This is a genomic window from Ehrlichia ruminantium (assembly GCF_009728835.1).
GTDB lineage: Bacteria > Pseudomonadota > Alphaproteobacteria > Rickettsiales > Anaplasmataceae > Ehrlichia > Ehrlichia ruminantium_B.
In genome coordinates, this window is sequence record NZ_CP033455.1 from 1,273,744 (window position 1) to 1,290,928 (window position 17,185).

13 protein-coding genes are annotated in these 17,185 nt (G+C 29.9%); 10 read left to right on the forward strand and 3 right to left on the reverse strand.

What is annotated here, in order from left to right; translation table 11 throughout:
• Nucleotides 1-289: 289 nt before the first annotated feature.
• Entirely contained in the window at nt 290-1,000 is a 711-nt protein-coding gene (locus EDL80_RS04380) for a DUF2497 domain-containing protein (protein WP_158406958.1), read from the reverse strand.
• Nucleotides 1,001-1,020: 20 nt separating this feature from the next.
• Complete coding sequence (locus EDL80_RS04385; RefSeq protein ID WP_230957199.1) at nt 1,021-2,226, reverse strand: TolC family protein; 1,206 nt, start codon at nt 2,224-2,226, stop codon at nt 1,021-1,023.
• Nucleotides 2,227-3,485: 1,259 nt separating this feature from the next.
• Between EDL80_RS04385 and rplM the strand changes: the two genes are divergently transcribed.
• From rplM to dnaN, 8 genes are all read left to right on the forward strand, one after another.
• Nucleotides 3,486-3,950: a 50S ribosomal protein L13 gene (gene rplM, locus EDL80_RS04390; protein ID WP_196492734.1), complete on the forward strand. Its 465-nt coding sequence runs from the start codon at nt 3,486-3,488 to the stop codon at nt 3,948-3,950.
• Complete coding sequence (rpsI, locus tag EDL80_RS04395; protein WP_158406961.1) at nt 3,950-4,411, forward strand: 30S ribosomal protein S9; 462 nt, start codon at nt 3,950-3,952, stop codon at nt 4,409-4,411. The genes rplM and rpsI overlap by 1 nt, the downstream gene beginning before the upstream one ends.
• 8 nt (nt 4,412-4,419) lie before the next feature.
• Nucleotides 4,420-5,463 (forward strand): N-acetyl-gamma-glutamyl-phosphate reductase, encoded by a 1,044-nt coding sequence (gene argC / locus EDL80_RS04400; protein WP_158406962.1) that lies wholly within the window; start codon nt 4,420-4,422, stop codon nt 5,461-5,463.
• Nucleotides 5,464-5,694: 231 nt separating this feature from the next.
• Nucleotides 5,695-6,216, forward strand: a complete 522-nt coding sequence (gene ppa, locus EDL80_RS04405; RefSeq protein WP_158406963.1) for an inorganic diphosphatase — start codon at nt 5,695-5,697, stop codon at nt 6,214-6,216.
• A gap of 1,307 nt (nt 6,217-7,523) precedes the next feature.
• Nucleotides 7,524-8,153, forward strand: coding sequence for an XRE family transcriptional regulator (locus tag EDL80_RS04410; RefSeq protein WP_158406964.1), 630 nt, complete (start codon nt 7,524-7,526; stop codon nt 8,151-8,153).
• Between the two features lie 376 nt (nt 8,154-8,529).
• Entirely contained in the window at nt 8,530-9,333 is an 804-nt protein-coding gene (locus tag EDL80_RS04415) for a response regulator transcription factor (protein ID WP_158406965.1), read from the forward strand.
• 71 nt (nt 9,334-9,404) lie between these two features.
• The gene (locus EDL80_RS04420) at nt 9,405-10,022 is read left to right on the forward strand and encodes a ribonuclease D (RefSeq protein ID WP_158406966.1); all 618 of its coding nucleotides are present in this window, start codon (nt 9,405-9,407) and stop codon (nt 10,020-10,022) included.
• Nucleotides 10,023-10,103: 81 nt separating this feature from the next.
• Entirely contained in the window at nt 10,104-11,231 is a 1,128-nt protein-coding gene (gene dnaN / locus EDL80_RS04425; RefSeq protein WP_158406967.1) for a DNA polymerase III subunit beta, read from the forward strand.
• Between the two features lie 1,272 nt (nt 11,232-12,503).
• Here dnaN and EDL80_RS04430 read toward each other — a convergent pair.
• Nucleotides 12,504-13,553: an Mrp/NBP35 family ATP-binding protein gene (locus tag EDL80_RS04430; RefSeq protein WP_158406968.1), complete on the reverse strand. Its 1,050-nt coding sequence runs from the start codon at nt 13,551-13,553 to the stop codon at nt 12,504-12,506.
• A gap of 124 nt (nt 13,554-13,677) precedes the next feature.
• Here EDL80_RS04430 and prs point away from each other — a divergent pair, with 124 nt between their 5' ends.
• Entirely contained in the window at nt 13,678-14,634 is a 957-nt protein-coding gene (gene prs / locus EDL80_RS04435; protein WP_158406969.1) for a ribose-phosphate diphosphokinase, read from the forward strand.
• 2,002 nt (nt 14,635-16,636) lie between these two features.
• On the forward strand, nt 16,637-16,966 hold the full coding sequence (gene gatC / locus EDL80_RS04440) for an Asp-tRNA(Asn)/Glu-tRNA(Gln) amidotransferase subunit GatC (protein WP_410521731.1): 330 nt from the start codon (nt 16,637-16,639) through the stop codon (nt 16,964-16,966).
• Nucleotides 16,967-17,185: the final 219 nt, after the last annotated feature.

Sequence of the window (17,185 nt, forward strand, 5' to 3'; positions counted from 1 at the left end):
AATACTAAAAACTGCTATAAAACTAGCTGACTTTTTACACATAGTAAGTTTAACATATACATAATTAATAGCCTATACAAAAAATACCAACTTTATATAATAAGCACTGTACATATACCACTTAATTATACTTAAAAATCTTAATATCATTACAAAAACTAAATACTCACAATTACTTCTCGTTATATAATAGCACAATACTAACGAGCTTTTTTTACATACTACACTTTTAACTTCACTACTTCATGCACAATAGTAGAAAAGAAATCAACATATTGCTTATTCAAAGTTAACCTTGATTTGACTTTTTTACTATATGCTTAATTTCTTGTTCAACAATATCTTGCACAATTTTTTGCAGATTATTGTTAAGCCATGAAGATAGTTCTGGTTTCAGTATATTTATCACTAATTCCTCTATAGTAGGACTTTTATTTTGAGTAGTAACACTAGGCGGTGCTGTATAATGATGTATTTGCGTAATTAACTTTTTTATCTCCTCGCTGCTTGCAAAAACACTTTCAGGAGACAGTAAACTGTTCTTATGATGTATTTCTTTAATTTCTGACGACGTAGTAGTACCCTCAATCTTTGACAACCCATCTGATAGAGTATGCTTTGTCGTTAATCTACGTTCTTGAGATGACTGCTCTATGGATATAAACTGATTAATACTAGAAAGCTGATCAGGGTAGATTTTCTCTTTTGTTACTGCTACCTCAATATCAGGCTTGATGCTGATTTGAGCTACTGGACTTATAGGCACTGTTGCTGAAAAATCAGCCATAGCTTGAAATGTTTGATTTATTCCACTTAATGTATTACGTGCACACTGTATATTGTTTAATTCTACAACGTTTTCTGGATCTTCCAAATCCAGTATCTCATTATTAGCATCCTGTTGCTCAGTAATAACATCCGTTGCATCATTGCTAGACATGACTTTTCTTATGTTCGCAATTACGTCTTTAAGGGACTGAAAATTATTAGTATCACTCATAAATTTATCATATTAAATAATTAATTAATATTCAATTGTCCAATTAAGGCAAGCAAATTATATCTATTGATAATAACATTACTTTGTACATTAACTAAATTCACCTTTGCTTTTAACAATTCTTCTTCTGCATCCAGCACATCTAAAACTGTCCTTAAGTTTAATTCAGCTTCTTTTTTAATCCCTGATAATACAACTTCTGTATATTTTACATGATCCTGTGCAGCCTGTAACATAGAATTAGTTGTGTAAATGCCTTCCCAATTTGAAATAATAGATTCTTTTATCGCATTCAATGCTTCATAATATGCATATCTCTTCTGCTTTACTGCAAGTTCAGATTGTGTTACTGCCCCAAGATTAAGTCCCTGTTGAAAAATAGGTAATGACATCTTAACTTCAAAAACATCCTCAGTTTTATTAAGATTCTTATTAAAAACATTATGCTCTGTATAAGAAGTAACAGCAGATATACTAACAGATGGTAGCAAATGCCCAAGTGCTATCAATACACCTTGCTTAGCTGCTTTATATCCATTATTAGATATTTGTAAAGAAAGATTATTTCGTTGAGCAATTTCTAAAGCTTCTTCTAATGATGTTGGTAACACAGGTACAACAGGATCATGCAAATCAACAGGCAACTCTCCTATTGTATGCACATAATTAGCTTCCGCAGTTTTCATATTTCCATAAGCCTTAATAGATTCCGACCTTGCCGCTGATAACCTGGCAGTTGCTTGTGATACATCCGTTTTTGTCACTTCTGCTAAAGCAAACCTTTTCTCTGTAGCTACTAAATGTTCAGTTAACACCTTTTCAGTATGCTGAGTCAGTTTATAAACTTCAGCTGTTGTTAAAACTTTCATGTAGGCTTTTACAGCATTAAGTAGAATATTCTGCTTTTCTAATAAAAAATTAATTTCCTCAATACTCGTTAAATATTTAGCCTGCTGAAAAGCAGCCGCATCAGCCCCACCGTTAAATACTTGCTGTGTTACACTAACACTCATATTTTTTGTGCTATTACTTGACGATATATCAGGTAAACGTGTACTATATGAATATACAACCAATGGCAAAAATTTTGACATACTATTCAGTTTAATTTTTTGCCTGTTTTCTAAAGTACTATAAAATTTTGCTTTTATACTAGGATTATTGGCTAGTGCTGCATGTAGTGCTTGATCTAGTTCAACACAATAACTGCTAGTAGATAGCATCATTAATATGATAATTAGTATCAGGCTACAATAAGTTTTATACATATAAAATCTAATAAGTTAAATATTTCTAGTATTATGCAAAAAAATTATACTGACAACGATTAAACTGTAATTAATTTTCATTAGCAAGCATTAAGTGCAATTTTAATGATATAACACTATATAATAGTTATATGTTTAGGGATAACTGGAAAATTACTTTGTACTAGAGTTGTACTATCATAAAGTACAACTATGCGATTTTGTTCTGAGTAAAAACAAATTGCGAACTTCTACTACTTAGAAAAACTTGAACTAACAAATTAAATAACAACACATTTAAGTACATCTCATTACTCATAATACTGGCATTAGATATTACAATATGCACTTTAGATTATATACCGTATTATTATTTATAATCCGACATCAGATAATCAATTAAGGACACATATATTGACATTATTAAAACATTTATAAACTTCGAGCAAATTGATCTTTTACCAACCTTACACGATTCACTACCATCACAAATATAAAAATTATCAATAATTCCTATTCACACAAAAAATACAAATCCCTTAGATACCCATTTATAACAATCAACCAAAGTGTCAAAAAAAAAACTCAGAGTATATCAATCACAATAGCCGTGGTTAATATATAAATTAATGCTAATTACTATATTTAATGTATTAAGATTCTAATACAAACTAAGATTATAAAAAAAACAATTTAAATACTTATATAATACTACAACTATACAGTAACACACTTCCAATACAATACTAAAACTGATGTACTTACATTAAATAGAACAGATATAGTCACATAATAGATTTTTAAAATTAGAACTAGAGAATAAACCAGTTAAAAAGCTGTCATATAATACTATAAGAATATTAGCTAATATTGTTGCTATACTAAAAACACTAAAAATTTTTGAAAACATATCACGTATAATCTAATAGAAATAAATAATTACTTATACAGCATATCGAAACACATTGTTTAATAGGTCCTTGTTGATGATATGATACACAAGTTTTAGATCTATTATCAATAAGCTAATACGTAAAATCAATTGCATACATCAATGATACTATGCAAGAAAGTAAACTTTTACTAAGACTACACAATACATACATCATCTTAACTATATAATATTCAGATAACTTGATAATGCAATCACTATATTTAAGGGGTAAATACTTAGTGAGTTTTTATTGACAATAAAGTACTGTCTTAGTATCATGAAAGCTTATTAATAATGGATGTATATGGAGACCTTTTCTTTAAAAGCAAGTCAAATAAGTAAACGCTGGGTTGTAATAGATGCAAGTGGAGCAGTAGTTGGTAGGTTGGCTGCTTTTGTTGCAACTGTGTTACGTGGTAAGAACAAACCAGAATACACTCCCCACATGGACTGTGGAGATAATGTAATTATCATCAATGCAGAAAAGGTACAATTTACAGGCAACAAGTTAAAGCGTAAAGTTTATTACAGACACACTGGTTATCCTGGGGGAATAAAGAGTTGTACCCCAGCTGATTTATTTTTAAGACAGCATCCAGAACGTATAATTAAAATGGCAGTGTGCCGTATGCTCAGTACTGGTCCAATGGCACGTCGTCGCTTAAAAAATCTGTACATATATTCAGGACCAGAACATAAGCATAATGCTCAGCAACCTATTCAATTAGATTTTTTGTCACTTAACATTAAAAATAATAAGAGGAAATAATGGACAGCAATCCTGATATATCACCTGATTATCAACATGAGGATAATCAACCTAAAAGTATGAAAGTAGATGCCCGTGGACGTGCTTATGGAACAGGTAAAAGGAAAGAAGCTGTTGCACGTGTATGGTTAGCAGTGGGAAAAGGTAACGTTACCGTAAATGGTATGGATATTTTTAAGTATTTTAAAAAAAATACTTTATGTAGAAAGGTTTATAATCCGTTTATTGCTACATCAACATCTGGCTGTTACAATGTTACTGCAACTGTAAAAGGTGGTGGAGTTTCAGGGCAAGCTGGAGCTGTAGCTCACGGAATTAGTAAAGCATTAGCTGATATTAATCCTGCCCTTCATCCTACTCTAAGGGCTGGTGGTTTCTTGACCAGAGATTCACGTGTTGTAGAACGTAAAAAATACGGTCAACACAAAGCTAGGAAAAGTTGTCAATTTTCTAAGAGATAATCTCCAACATGAGTTATCAGGTATCAGTTGCTGTAGTTGGAGCTACAGGTTATGTTGGAATAGAGCTAGTACGGTTACTGCTTTTGCATCCTATGGTCAAAATAAAGTATCTATGTGCTACCCAGTCTGTTGGGGGTTTATTGTCTTCCCATTATGATCATCTTCTAAAAGAAAGTATACCAGTTAGCATATCATGTTTCTCTTCCATTGATTTATCTAAAGTGGATGTGATATTCTTATGTTTACCTCACGGACAATCAAATGAAATTGTAAAAAAGATTTACAGCGAAGGTAAAGTTATTATAGATTTAGCAGCCGATTTTAGAATTAAAGATATTGATATATACAAAGAATGGTATGGATCACATTGTTGTCCAGACTTGATACAAAACTTTGTATATGGGTTAACAGAAATATACTGGGAAGATATTAAAAAGTCACATTTTATTGCTTGCCCTGGATGCTATGCTACTTCTGCATTGATTCCATTGTTCCCATTATTAAGACTCCGTTTAGTAAAAAATCAGAATATAATAATTGATGCAAAATCAGGCGTTAGTGGTGCTGGTAGATCTGTTGATCAAAAGAAACTTTTTTGCGAAATTCATGACATTATGAAGTTATACAATATTTCAAAACATAGACATATACCAGAAATAGAACAGGAGCTTTGTTTTGCAGCATGTCAGGAGAATATCAATGTACAGTTTGTTCCTAATCTTATCCCAATAAAACGGGGCATGTTATCTACTATATACCTTGAATTAGAAGAAGGTGTTTCACCAGTTGATATACGAGAAGCATTACTAGTTTTTTATAAAGATTCTAAGTTTGTTCATATTAACGAGGAAAAAGCCATAACAACAAAATCTGTTGTAGGAACAAATTATTGCTACATAGGAGTTTTTCCAGGAAGAACACCCAATACAGTCATAATAGTTTGTAATATAGATAACTTACTCAAAGGAGCATCTGGTCAAGCAGTACAAAACTTTAATGTTATGATGTCCTGTGATGAAACTACTGCATTATTGAATGTGCCATACTTATAATATGCCTTTTATGTTAGAAGCTTAAAACACACAATATCATTATGAGCATGTACTTATACAGCACAAAAATTTTTATATCATCTTAACAAAAGATACTATATACTTAAGACATTTCACACTCAAACAGGTACATGTGAAGTATAAGAGTCACAATACTATACAATACTTGCTCTTTATACTAGAGTATTTTATAACTTTGGTATCATTTTATATTGTATTAAGAGATTAATTATGAATTTAGATAATGTCACTAGTGGTAATAATGCACCTAAAGAAATAAACGTTATTATTGAAATTAGTCAGAATTCCTATCCAGTGAAATATGAATTTGATAAAAAGAAAAACTTACTTTGTGTAGATAGATTCCTACCCACTTCTATGTACTATCCATGCAATTATGGCTTCATTCCTCACACCTGTGCTGGAGATGGTGATCCAGTTGATGTTCTTGTTACTTCTAGATTTCCAATAACACCTGGAGCATTAATTTGTGCAAGACCAGTAGGAGTATTAGTTATGCATGATGAAGGTGGAGAAGATGTCAAAGTATTAGCTGTCCCTATTAGCAAAGTAGACCAGTATTACTCTACCATACAAAATTACACAGATTTTCCAACATCATTCCTAAATTCAATATCTCATTTTTTTACATTTTATAAAAAGTTAGAAGCAGATAAGTTCGTATCAGTAGAGGGATGGAAAGACATTAGTGCTGCAGAAGCATTCATAGTAAATGCCCTGCTTACTAAATAATAAGGATACAAACAACTATTTTATAGTTCCATATGATGCTATTTTGTAGAATACATCCTAAAGCTTCGTATTTTTAGTCGATAATACAAATAAACTATATAATTATGCTCGTTTATTACATGTATAGTCAGGTTTGGAATGTTTTTACATAGGGTTCATAGTTACCCTATTTAGCATCATATTACAGATGATAAATATTCTTGCTAAACTTTTACTATCACAACGCATTGTATTAATTACAGGCGGACATTTAGATTAAAATATGCACACACAGTCAATTATTCAGTATTACATGTGGCCTATAACAGGCTTAACACATCATTTTATTATAACAAAATACTGCATTAGCATAGATATGTACTCATATGAAACCTCAACGTAGCACACAATCAGTTTTCTACTATCATAATGTGGTACATAATATGTCTAACATATTATTTTATTGTCACAAAATACTGCATTGGCATAGATATGTACTCATATGAAACCTCAACGTAGCACACAATCAGTTTTCTACTATCATAATGTAGTACATAATATGCCCAACATATTATTTTATCGTCACAAAATACTGCATTGGCATAGATATGTACTCATATGAAACCTCAACGTAGCACACAATCAGTTTTCTACTATCATAATGTAGTACATAATATGCCCAACATATTATTTTATCGTCACAAAATACTGCATTGGCATAGATATGTACTCATATGAAACCTCAACGTAGCACACAATCAGTTTTCTACTATCATAATGTGGTACATAATATGCCCAACATATTATTTTATCATCACAAAATACTGCATTAGCACAGATATGCACTCATATGAAACCTCAACGTAGCACATAATTAATTTTCTACTATCATAATGTGGTACATAATATGTCTAACATATTATTAATATTGTTACAAAATACTGCATTAGCATAGATATGAATTAATGTGAAATATTGAATATGGTATATAATTTATTATCTTAGTACTACAACATAACTTATAATATTCCCCAATTAATCATTAACCATTTTACTATCATAAAGCATTGTGTTTATAGTATTGATATAATTTTTTAACATTAGATTATTATACACATAAATTTCATTCTGTATCATTTCTAATTCAACTCCTACAACCATTAGATGCATAACAAAGACTTTTTATATTATAATTGTATTTTATACGGTTCTTATAGCTAATAATTTGATAATTTGGTGTCATCGTGAATGAACTGTTCAATTATTACTTGAGTTTATGCACTTTAAACTGTACAAAAATGTATAAATATTAACTATAAGAGGAATTTATGAAAACAAATAATAGTATAATCGTTACTAGAATGAAACATCAAATGGATAAAATGGGAATAAATGCACGTGAACTTGCTCATAGGGCTGAAGTTGGCAAATCTTTCGTATATGACATATTGAGTGGTAAATCAACCAATCCAACATCTAAGAAATTAATGGCAATAGCAAAAGTATTAAATGTATCATTATCTTATTTAATTAGTGATGATACTTACATTTGTGGACAAGGTAATACCAACATATTACCTGTATACAATTTGGAATTAGAGAATGGTAAGATCTCATCTTCTGGAGATGTCAATTTATATCTTTCTTCAAATATTAACCTGACTCCTAATATGAAAGACCTACGCATATACTACGTAAAAGGAGATAGTATGATCCCAACATTAATGAATCAAGACATCGTTTTGGTAGATATAAGCGATAAAATTCCTCATCCTGCAGGTTTATTTGTCATTGTAGACTCAGTAGGAATTTCCATTAGAAGACTAGAATATTTAAAAGATAGCCAAAAAATTAAGTTACATGTCGTTTCTGACAATAAAAAGTATTCCTCGTATGAATGTCATTTAGAAGATATGGAAATACTAGGTAGAATCATTTGGTATGCCAGATCAGTGTGAAATATACAACATATTGAAATTTTTATATTAGTGTATGTGTGCTTATTAATATATAATAGTTATTGTAATTATTATTTTTATTATTAATAAAGTATTAACTTGTGTTTATGTATAATCAGTAGAATATTTTACCGATTAAGAAAAATTAGGTGTATTTACTATAATATCTCTAATAGTCTTGAGTGTAATTTGTGTTATATATGCAACACACGCAAAGTATATTACATGTAATTTACTATTATACTTGAACAGCATAGTAACACTATGTATTAACTTTTGATGAAATATTTAGTTGTTATAGGTTGATTATGTCTTTAGATTAGGCTAAGTGCTTTATATATTTAAATTATGGATTATTGGATTTTTAGAGGTATTTATGCGTATATTATTAATAGAAGATGATATTGCATGCGCAAAAGCAGTAGAAGCTTCTTTATCTTCAGAAGGACATTTTTGTGAAACTATGACTTCTGCCCAAGATTGTTATGGTAGCATCATTCCAAAGAATGATGACTATGATATAGTTATATTAGATATACATTTCCCTGGTAAAATAGATGGATACGACATTCTAGTAAAACTACGTGAATCTGGTATTAAAGTTCCTGTTCTCATATTGTCATGTATTTCATCAGTATCACATAAAGTTAAAGGCTTGTACTATGGAGCAGATGACTATGTGACAAAACCTTTTCACAAAAGCGAATTACTTGCAAGAATCAAGGCTATTGTACGTCGCACCAGAGGACACCCTGAGTCAATAGTGCGCGTTGGTAACATCGCTATCAATCTTGACCACAAATGTGTCGAATGTAATGGTGAAATAGTGCACCTGACTAAAAAAGAATATGGAATGATAGAGTTATTGTCTTCTAGACTAGGAACTGTTCTTACAAAAGAAATGTTTCTGTCCCATCTATATAGGGAACTAGATGAACCATCAGATGACAAAATCATTGACGTTTTCATGTGCAAGTTACGTAAAAAGCTTAAAGTTGCTAACAACGGCAAGAACTATATAGAAACTGTGTGGGGACGCGGTTATGTCTTAAAAGAATGCGTTGATGATGACGAAAATGATGATAATAGAGGAGAAGAAGGATACAGATGGAACAATGGACCAAACAATGATATGGTTTATGGACAGGAAATCGATAAAAAGTATGTTGAGGAAGCATAATATAAGTTGAGAGGTTTTTGATACGTGATACAATAACTATATGATGTTATACGCCTATATGTGGGGGGATTGTGTCTATCTTTGTACATGATTATGACTTACCTGACGGGTTAGAATTTAGCGGCACTGTTGCCGTTGATACGGAAACTATGGGCCTAGTATGTAGGCGGGATAGATTGTGTTTAGTACAGATATCTGAAGGTAATGGTAATGTGCACTTGGTTAAGTTTCCTTCAACTGAATATCAGGCATCTAATTTGAAGAGAATTTTATCTGACCTAAGTATAACCAAAATTTTTCATTTTGCTCGCTTTGATATTACTGCAATACGCTATTACCTTGGCGTATGGGCTATACCATGTTATTGTACTAAAATAGCTTCCAAACTAGCTAGAACATACACAGATCATCATGGTTTAAAAGAGCTCTGTAATGAGTTATTAGGTATAAAACTGAACAAAGTACAACAGTCATCAGATTGGGGGAAAGAAACCCTAACATCTGAACAGTTAAATTATGCCGCATCAGATGTTATGCACCTACACGCATTAAAAAGCAAACTTGACACCATGTTACAACGTGAGAATAAGCAAGAACTAGCAAAATCCTGCTTCGAGTTTCTTCCTACACGAGTCCAGTTAGACTTATTAGGTTGGGATAATGTTGATATATTCAGTCATGCATCTTAATTATTATAAATAAGATAGGCATACTTGACTTGTGAGTGTTTAATCTGTATAACACTTCAATATCTGTGTATTAACAAAAATATGATTGGTAATGCTACATTAAGTTTCTGTGTTGGCAAAGACAAACTTTTGCAGGCATTGTCTTATATCAACAGTATTGTAGAAAAACGTCATAGTATTGTTGTATTATCTTGTGTTAGGATTGAGGCATGCAACCAGAAAATTAGCTTAACATCTACAGACCTTGATATTTCAATTGTCGCTTCAATTAGTGCTAATGTTTTAGCCGATGGAATTATAGTGGTCTCTGCTCAACTTCTTTATGATATCGTGCGAAAATTACCTAATGACTTTGAAATTAAGTTTACTATTGGCAAAGATGGAAGACTCACCATAGAATGCAGTCGTACAGAATTTTTCTTACCTGTTGTTGACATAGAAAAATTTCCTGTAATTGAAAACAATGAACTACAAAATAAGTTTACTTTACAAGTATCTGAGTTAGTTAATCTTTTTGGCAAAACTAAATTTGCAATCTCTGCAGAAGAAAGTAGGTTTAATTTAAATGGAGTATATGTACACACGTCCGATGGAGTCCTATGTTGCGCTGCTACAGATGGGCATAGGCTATCCTTAGCTAAACTAAATAAAACAGAAAATATTTTATCGGATTTTGGCATCATAGTTCCCAAAAAGACAGTAAATGAAATTCTAAAAATAATAGGTCATGGTAACGGAAATGATTTAATATCGATTAGTCTATCTGACAGAAAGATCTGTTTTGAGTACAAAGAATATATTCTAATATCCAAAGTTATAGATGGTATTTTTCCAAACTACAATTCAATAATACCAAAATCCCATGATAAAAATGTAGTTATTGAATCTGAAATATTATCAAATGCAATAGATAGGGTATCTGTTGTTGTTTTCGATAAAGTCAAAGTAATCAAGTTAAAGTTTATTGATAATAAATTAATACTTAGTGCAGCATCTTCGGATCAAGGAGATGCAAGAGAAGAGCTAGAAATTGATACTTACTCTGCATCTGAAGTCACTATTGGTCTTAATGCAAGGTATTTAATGGAAGCATTATGTTGTATTAAAGGAAAATGTCACTTATCTTTTCATGATGCAAACACTGCCATATTAATACAAGAACAGAGTAACGATGATGCTATGTACATTATCATGCCAATGAGGATATAATCAGTATAGATATTTTTTCTCTATTAGCAAAATTACAATGGTAATGTTGTTACATTATAAAATACATTAATCAACTCTCACTAATATAGTAGTTCAGTCATTACAACTGATATCAGCCATTAATAATTCTGTTGTAAACATAAAAGGTAGCAAAACTATAAAACATATAACTGAAATTAGTTTCATTAAAATAATATTATATAGAATACTTTACTCATAAATATGGGATTCTTTTTACCAAAAAGTCATGTATCATATCACCCAAAGAATATCAGTAATAAAAGTCTAAATACTTTTATATGGACTCTATACATGAATACCATTAATGTTCAATCAGCAATAATATTCTTTGTTTTTCATTAAATTCCTAAAAATCACTTATTGTGTATTTGAAAGTCAGCAGCAAGCAAGTTTCATATTTTTGACTCATACTTGTACACCACCCATATACAAAAATAGGATTCAAACTACATTTTTCATCTCACATATCACATATACAGAATCGTATAACCAATAGGAAAATATTGCTTTACCCTATAATAGCTTTTCTTAAAAAACATTATGTATAAAGTGATACACATTTTTTTTAGAATTACTAGATATATTATAACACAAACAGATTTTATAATACTTATATTTTCTACACAGTGCGACTATACTATGCTTATACATACTGCCTTAAAGCCATCGTATACACAACACTAAGTAGAGTTATGACTTTATCCAATAGCACTTAATTCTACATAGTATGACTACACGTTGTTTACATATACTGCCCTGAAAGTTATCGTATACACAATATTAAGTAGAGTTATGACATTTATCCAATAATACTTATTCTCACAGTATGATTACACATTGCTTACATATACCTTCCTGAAAGTCATTGTATACACAACACTAAGTAGAGTTATGACTTTATCCAATAACACTTAATTCTACACAGTATGACTACACGTTGTTTACATATACTGCCCCGAAAGTCATCTTACACACAACACTAAGTAGAGTTATGACTTTATCCAACAATACTTATTCTACACAGTGTTACTATACGGTGTTTATACATACTGCCTCAAAGCGATCATATACACAATATAAACAAAGTTATCATACTTACCTATAATACTCATTATTTTGCAAAACTCGCGACTATACCTTATAGAGCAGTTAAGTATAACACACATTGACTTATATCTTCACCTAAATATAATAACATCGTTTTTTTATACTTAAGAAAATTTAAATTTGTTAACAAAAAATATTATACTACTATACACCATTGATAATACACAACATATTATTAGTAATACTATCATAAATCTCACATATTTCACGACCAAGCATCAAAGGATTACCTAACTCTGCAGTATTACATATTTGAGGATATATTGGTACTTCCCCTAAAAGATTGACATCTAACGTATCTGCCATAGTACGTACACCTTGCTTACCAAAGATATAAGTCTTATTACCAGAAGTAGTATCAACAAAATAACTCATATTTTCTATTACACCAATAATACCAACCTTCATCTTATTCATCATATCACACATTTTTACTGCATCAATAATAGCTAACTCCTGTGGGGTAGATACTACAATAATACCAGTAATATCAAATTTACTAGAAAAGGTAATATGAACATCACCTGTACCAGGAGGAGTATCTACAATTAAATAATCTAATTCTCCCCATGCTGTATTTAATATTAAACTATATATCGCCTTACTCACCATAGGACCACGCCAAATAGCAGCATCCTTCTTACTAGTAAGATATCCAATAGACATGCTTTTAAGACCATATCTAACAATCGGTATTATTCTATTACAACTATCTATCTCAGGATTCGTACCATCTGCAACTCCTAGCATATGTGGTATGGATGGACCATAAATATCAAGATCAAGTAATGCTGTCTTATACTTTTTACGTAGTAAAGCAAACGCTATATTCAAAGCAATTGTAGATTTTCCAACTCCACCCTTACCAGAAGATACAAGTATTACATTTTTGACATCACGAATAGACATTTTACTTACAGGATCACCTTGACGTGGTTTATTAGCAGTACGTGTACTAGTAAGAATAATCTTTACATACTCGACATTTGCAATAAGACTAATAGCATCTTTACATTGCTTTTCAATTATATCTCGTTGTACAACATGATATTCATCGACTAAATTTAAAATACAAGTAATGTTATTACCATCAATTAATACTGAAGAAACTAAACCAAGCTCCACAATATTTTTATTGCTACGCTGATCTACAACTTTTGACAATACATTTAATATATCATTCTGATTTATCACTATTCTCCTTTAATAAAGACTATTCTATGATATCATAATACTATAAAAAATACCTATTTACTTTTTCTACACTATTACATATTATCACGATGCACGTTTTTATATAATTAGAGCAACTTATCTAATGTTAATATCTGCTGGTATACATAATACTGACTTAGCAAAAAGAATATCAGAGCTAACACATATAAGACTCATTCAATCACATACTTCAAGATTTGCAGATCAAGAATTAAATGTAGAAGTAGAAGAAATTCAAGGTAATAAGAACAAACATATAATACTACTACATAGCATAACTTCCCCAGCACATGATAGTTTATTAGAATTATTGTTATTAATCGATGCACTAAAAAGAGCATTATCCCCAAATAAAATTACACTAATAATCCCATACTGTTGTTATACTAGACAAGATAGAATAATGTACAGAATATCAGGTAACAGCAACATGGTATCTGCATTAAGCGCTAAAGTTATCGCTAATGTACTACAAACAACCAATGCTAACAACATTACATTTATTGATTTACATTCAAATCAACTTATTGGCTTCTTTGATACAGATATTACCAATTTAAGTGCCAATAGTATTTTTATAGATGCTATTATTCAAAAATGTACCACAGATAACCTAGTTATTGTATCACCTGATTATGGAGCGTTAAATAGAACTAGAGCTTTTGCACATACACTAGCACAACAGTACAATTTAAATAATGAAATTCAAATAGCAATAATAGACAAACATCGCACCAAACCCGGTGTATCTGAAGTTATGAATATAATTGGTAACGTAGCAAATAAGGAATGCATAATAGTAGATGACATAGTCGATTCAGGTGGCACGTTATGCAACGCAGCATTAGCATTAAAAAACAATGGAGCCTTACAAGTTAGTGCATATATTACACATGGGGTATTATCCGGCAATGCATTAGACAAAATAGCTAATTCACAATTAACTACACTTACCATAACTGACACAATAAATCATTGTTTTATTAATACCCAAAAAGTTAAAGTGTTATCTATAGATAAATTTATCAGTAATTACATACTATATACTCTATCTAATTAATCAATAGACTGAAAAAACACCATATTTAATAAGAAATGTATTGTTTATAAAAGTAAGCCAGGTTCCTATCCCAAGAATAATAACCCTAAAATACACAAAGTTTAATAATTATATAACATCTCTTATTTCAGGACATAAGATATAAATTTATCATCTAGAAGAGTATAGTAAAAATATTTATCAATGCAATACATCTCTATAACCTTCAATGACTATATAATCAACTAGTCAATAATAAGGTTGTTTAACTCTGTTAAATTTGCCATTAGTATATAAGAGACAAATCTATAATCTAGAAGGAACATAAAAAATATCTATCATGAAATACATCTCTATAACCTTCATGACTATATAATCAACTAATCAATATATAAGGTTGTATAACTCTGCTAAATTTGCCATTAGTATATAAGAGACAAATCTATAATCTAGAAGGAGTATAAAAAATACCTATTAATGAAATACATCTCTATAACCTTCATGACTATATAATCAACTAATCAATATATAAGGTTGTATAACTCTGCTAAATTTGCCATTAGTATATAAGAGACAAATCTATAATCTAGAAGGAATATAAAAAATACCTATTAATGAAATACATCTCTATAACCTTCATGACTATATAATCAACTAATCAATATATAAGGTTGTATAACTCTGCTAAATTTGCCATTAGTATATAAGAGACAAATCTATAATCTAGAAGGAACATAAAAAATACCTATTAATGAAATACATCTCTATAACCTTCATGACTATATAATCAACTAATCAATATATAAGGTTGTATAACTCTGCTAAATTTGCCATTAGTATATAAGAGACAAATCTATAATCTAGAAGGAACATAAAAAATACCCATTAATGAAATACATCTCTATAACCTTCATGACTATATAATCAACTAGTCAATATATAAGGTTGTATAACTCTGCTAAATTTGCCATTAGTATATAAGAGACAAATCTATAATCTAGAAGGAATATAAAAAATATCTACCATGAAATACATCTATATAACCTTCAATAACTAATATATCAGGTTGAAATAATTGTTAAATCTATCATTTAGGACATGAGAGATTAATTGTAATGATAAACAACCAGTTTAACATTTCCGGAATAATTGAACTAGGATCTTAACACTTATCTAACTATACAAAAAATGACAAGCTTTCCTAGCACAATACAATAAAATTAAGATATATATTGAATAGTCAGCATAATAAAAAAAATCTTCTCTATTTTAATAATGAGATAATACTAACATTTCAATTGTAATATACTGATAATTATGCGTCATATCACTAACTTAACAGTCCAAAAATGACCTAATAAGAAATCACTTCAAGAACAGACAAGCAACACACGTAATAAAAATTTACATTGCAAGTTTGGTATAGCATAAGGTTAATATATAACTTTATTTCCTAGCATACACTAATAAATAAATTAATAGATACTACATTTGTGAGTTATGTATTATGAGGTATAAAATACAACACAACTAACTAAATATCCAAACTAATATCCTACTCAAAAACAAACATAAAATCTTCTATCTTCAAAGAATAAAACTTTATCAACCTCTACTACTAATAAATTTAAATAATTACACAGCTATATAATAGACAAAGATAATTAAATACCTTAACAATTAAGTACTATAATAGCTATTTCATAATTACCCATATTTACATTATAAATGCAAACTTGGTTTATATAGACTCAATCTATAATTAATCACATAGATTAATTAATAAACACATATATACCAATATTACCTACACATTAGAATTGATAAACAAACCACAAAATCAACAATAATCAAAACAGACAAGTAAGAATAAAGTACTGTATATTCAAATAATTTCAAGATTAACTTTTATCATACATTACAATTTATATAACACATTAAGAATTCAAATTTTATCCATTGATAAATTTTCAAGTAACTATATACTATAGCATCTACTGTCAACTTAATAATAAGGAAGAAATTGATAAATAACCAGGATAAGAATAATAACTTACAGCAAAAAAGGATAACAAAAGATGACCTGTTACAAGTTGCAAAGTTAGTAAAAATAAAACTCAGTGATGACGAGGTAGGCTACTATATAAAAGAATTAGAATCTGTATTAAGTTGGATCAATACAATATCACAAGTTGATACAGAAAATATTATCCCAATGAGCCACGGTGGCATCAGTCATACATTACCTTTACGTCAGGATATTATTAATGATGGAAATATAAAGGATACCGTACTTTCTAACTCTCCTAAGCAAGAACAAGATTTTTTCGTTGTACCAAAAGTAATTGAGTAATAACGTACAAAAAATATTTCACCAATAAATTATTACAGTTCTAAAACTCCAAAATGAAGATAATTTTCAGTCAGGTAAGTACAACATTGCAAATCAATATCACAGAATATTATCCTACTTAACTATAGTCGAATTAACCATACGCTATTTTACGTAAGAATAATATTAACGATGAGCAATATCAAGACATTACATTTCGCTCATTTCTTTATACAAAAA

Bases quoted from the DNA above. Each gene is read 5' to 3' on its own strand.
- argC (WP_158406962.1), top strand. From the start codon at position 4,420: ATGAGTTATCAGGTATCAGTTGCTGTAGTTGGAGCTACAGGTTATGTT.
- EDL80_RS04380 (WP_158406958.1), bottom strand. From the start codon at position 1,000: ATGAGTGATACTAATAATTTTCAGTCCCTTAAAGACGTAATTGCGAAC.
- dnaN (WP_158406967.1), top strand. From the start codon at position 10,104: ATGATTGGTAATGCTACATTAAGTTTCTGTGTTGGCAAAGACAAACTT.
- rpsI (WP_158406961.1), top strand. From the start codon at position 3,950: ATGGACAGCAATCCTGATATATCACCTGATTATCAACATGAGGATAAT.
- EDL80_RS04410 (WP_158406964.1), top strand. From the start codon at position 7,524: ATGAAAACAAATAATAGTATAATCGTTACTAGAATGAAACATCAAATG.
- EDL80_RS04385 (WP_230957199.1), bottom strand. From the start codon at position 2,226: ATGATGCTATCTACTAGCAGTTATTGTGTTGAACTAGATCAAGCACTA.
- prs (WP_158406969.1), top strand. From the start codon at position 13,678: ATGTTAATATCTGCTGGTATACATAATACTGACTTAGCAAAAAGAATA.
- rplM (WP_196492734.1), top strand. From the start codon at position 3,486: ATGGAGACCTTTTCTTTAAAAGCAAGTCAAATAAGTAAACGCTGGGTT.
- ppa (WP_158406963.1), top strand. From the start codon at position 5,695: ATGAATTTAGATAATGTCACTAGTGGTAATAATGCACCTAAAGAAATA.
- EDL80_RS04415 (WP_158406965.1), top strand. From the start codon at position 8,530: ATGCGTATATTATTAATAGAAGATGATATTGCATGCGCAAAAGCAGTA.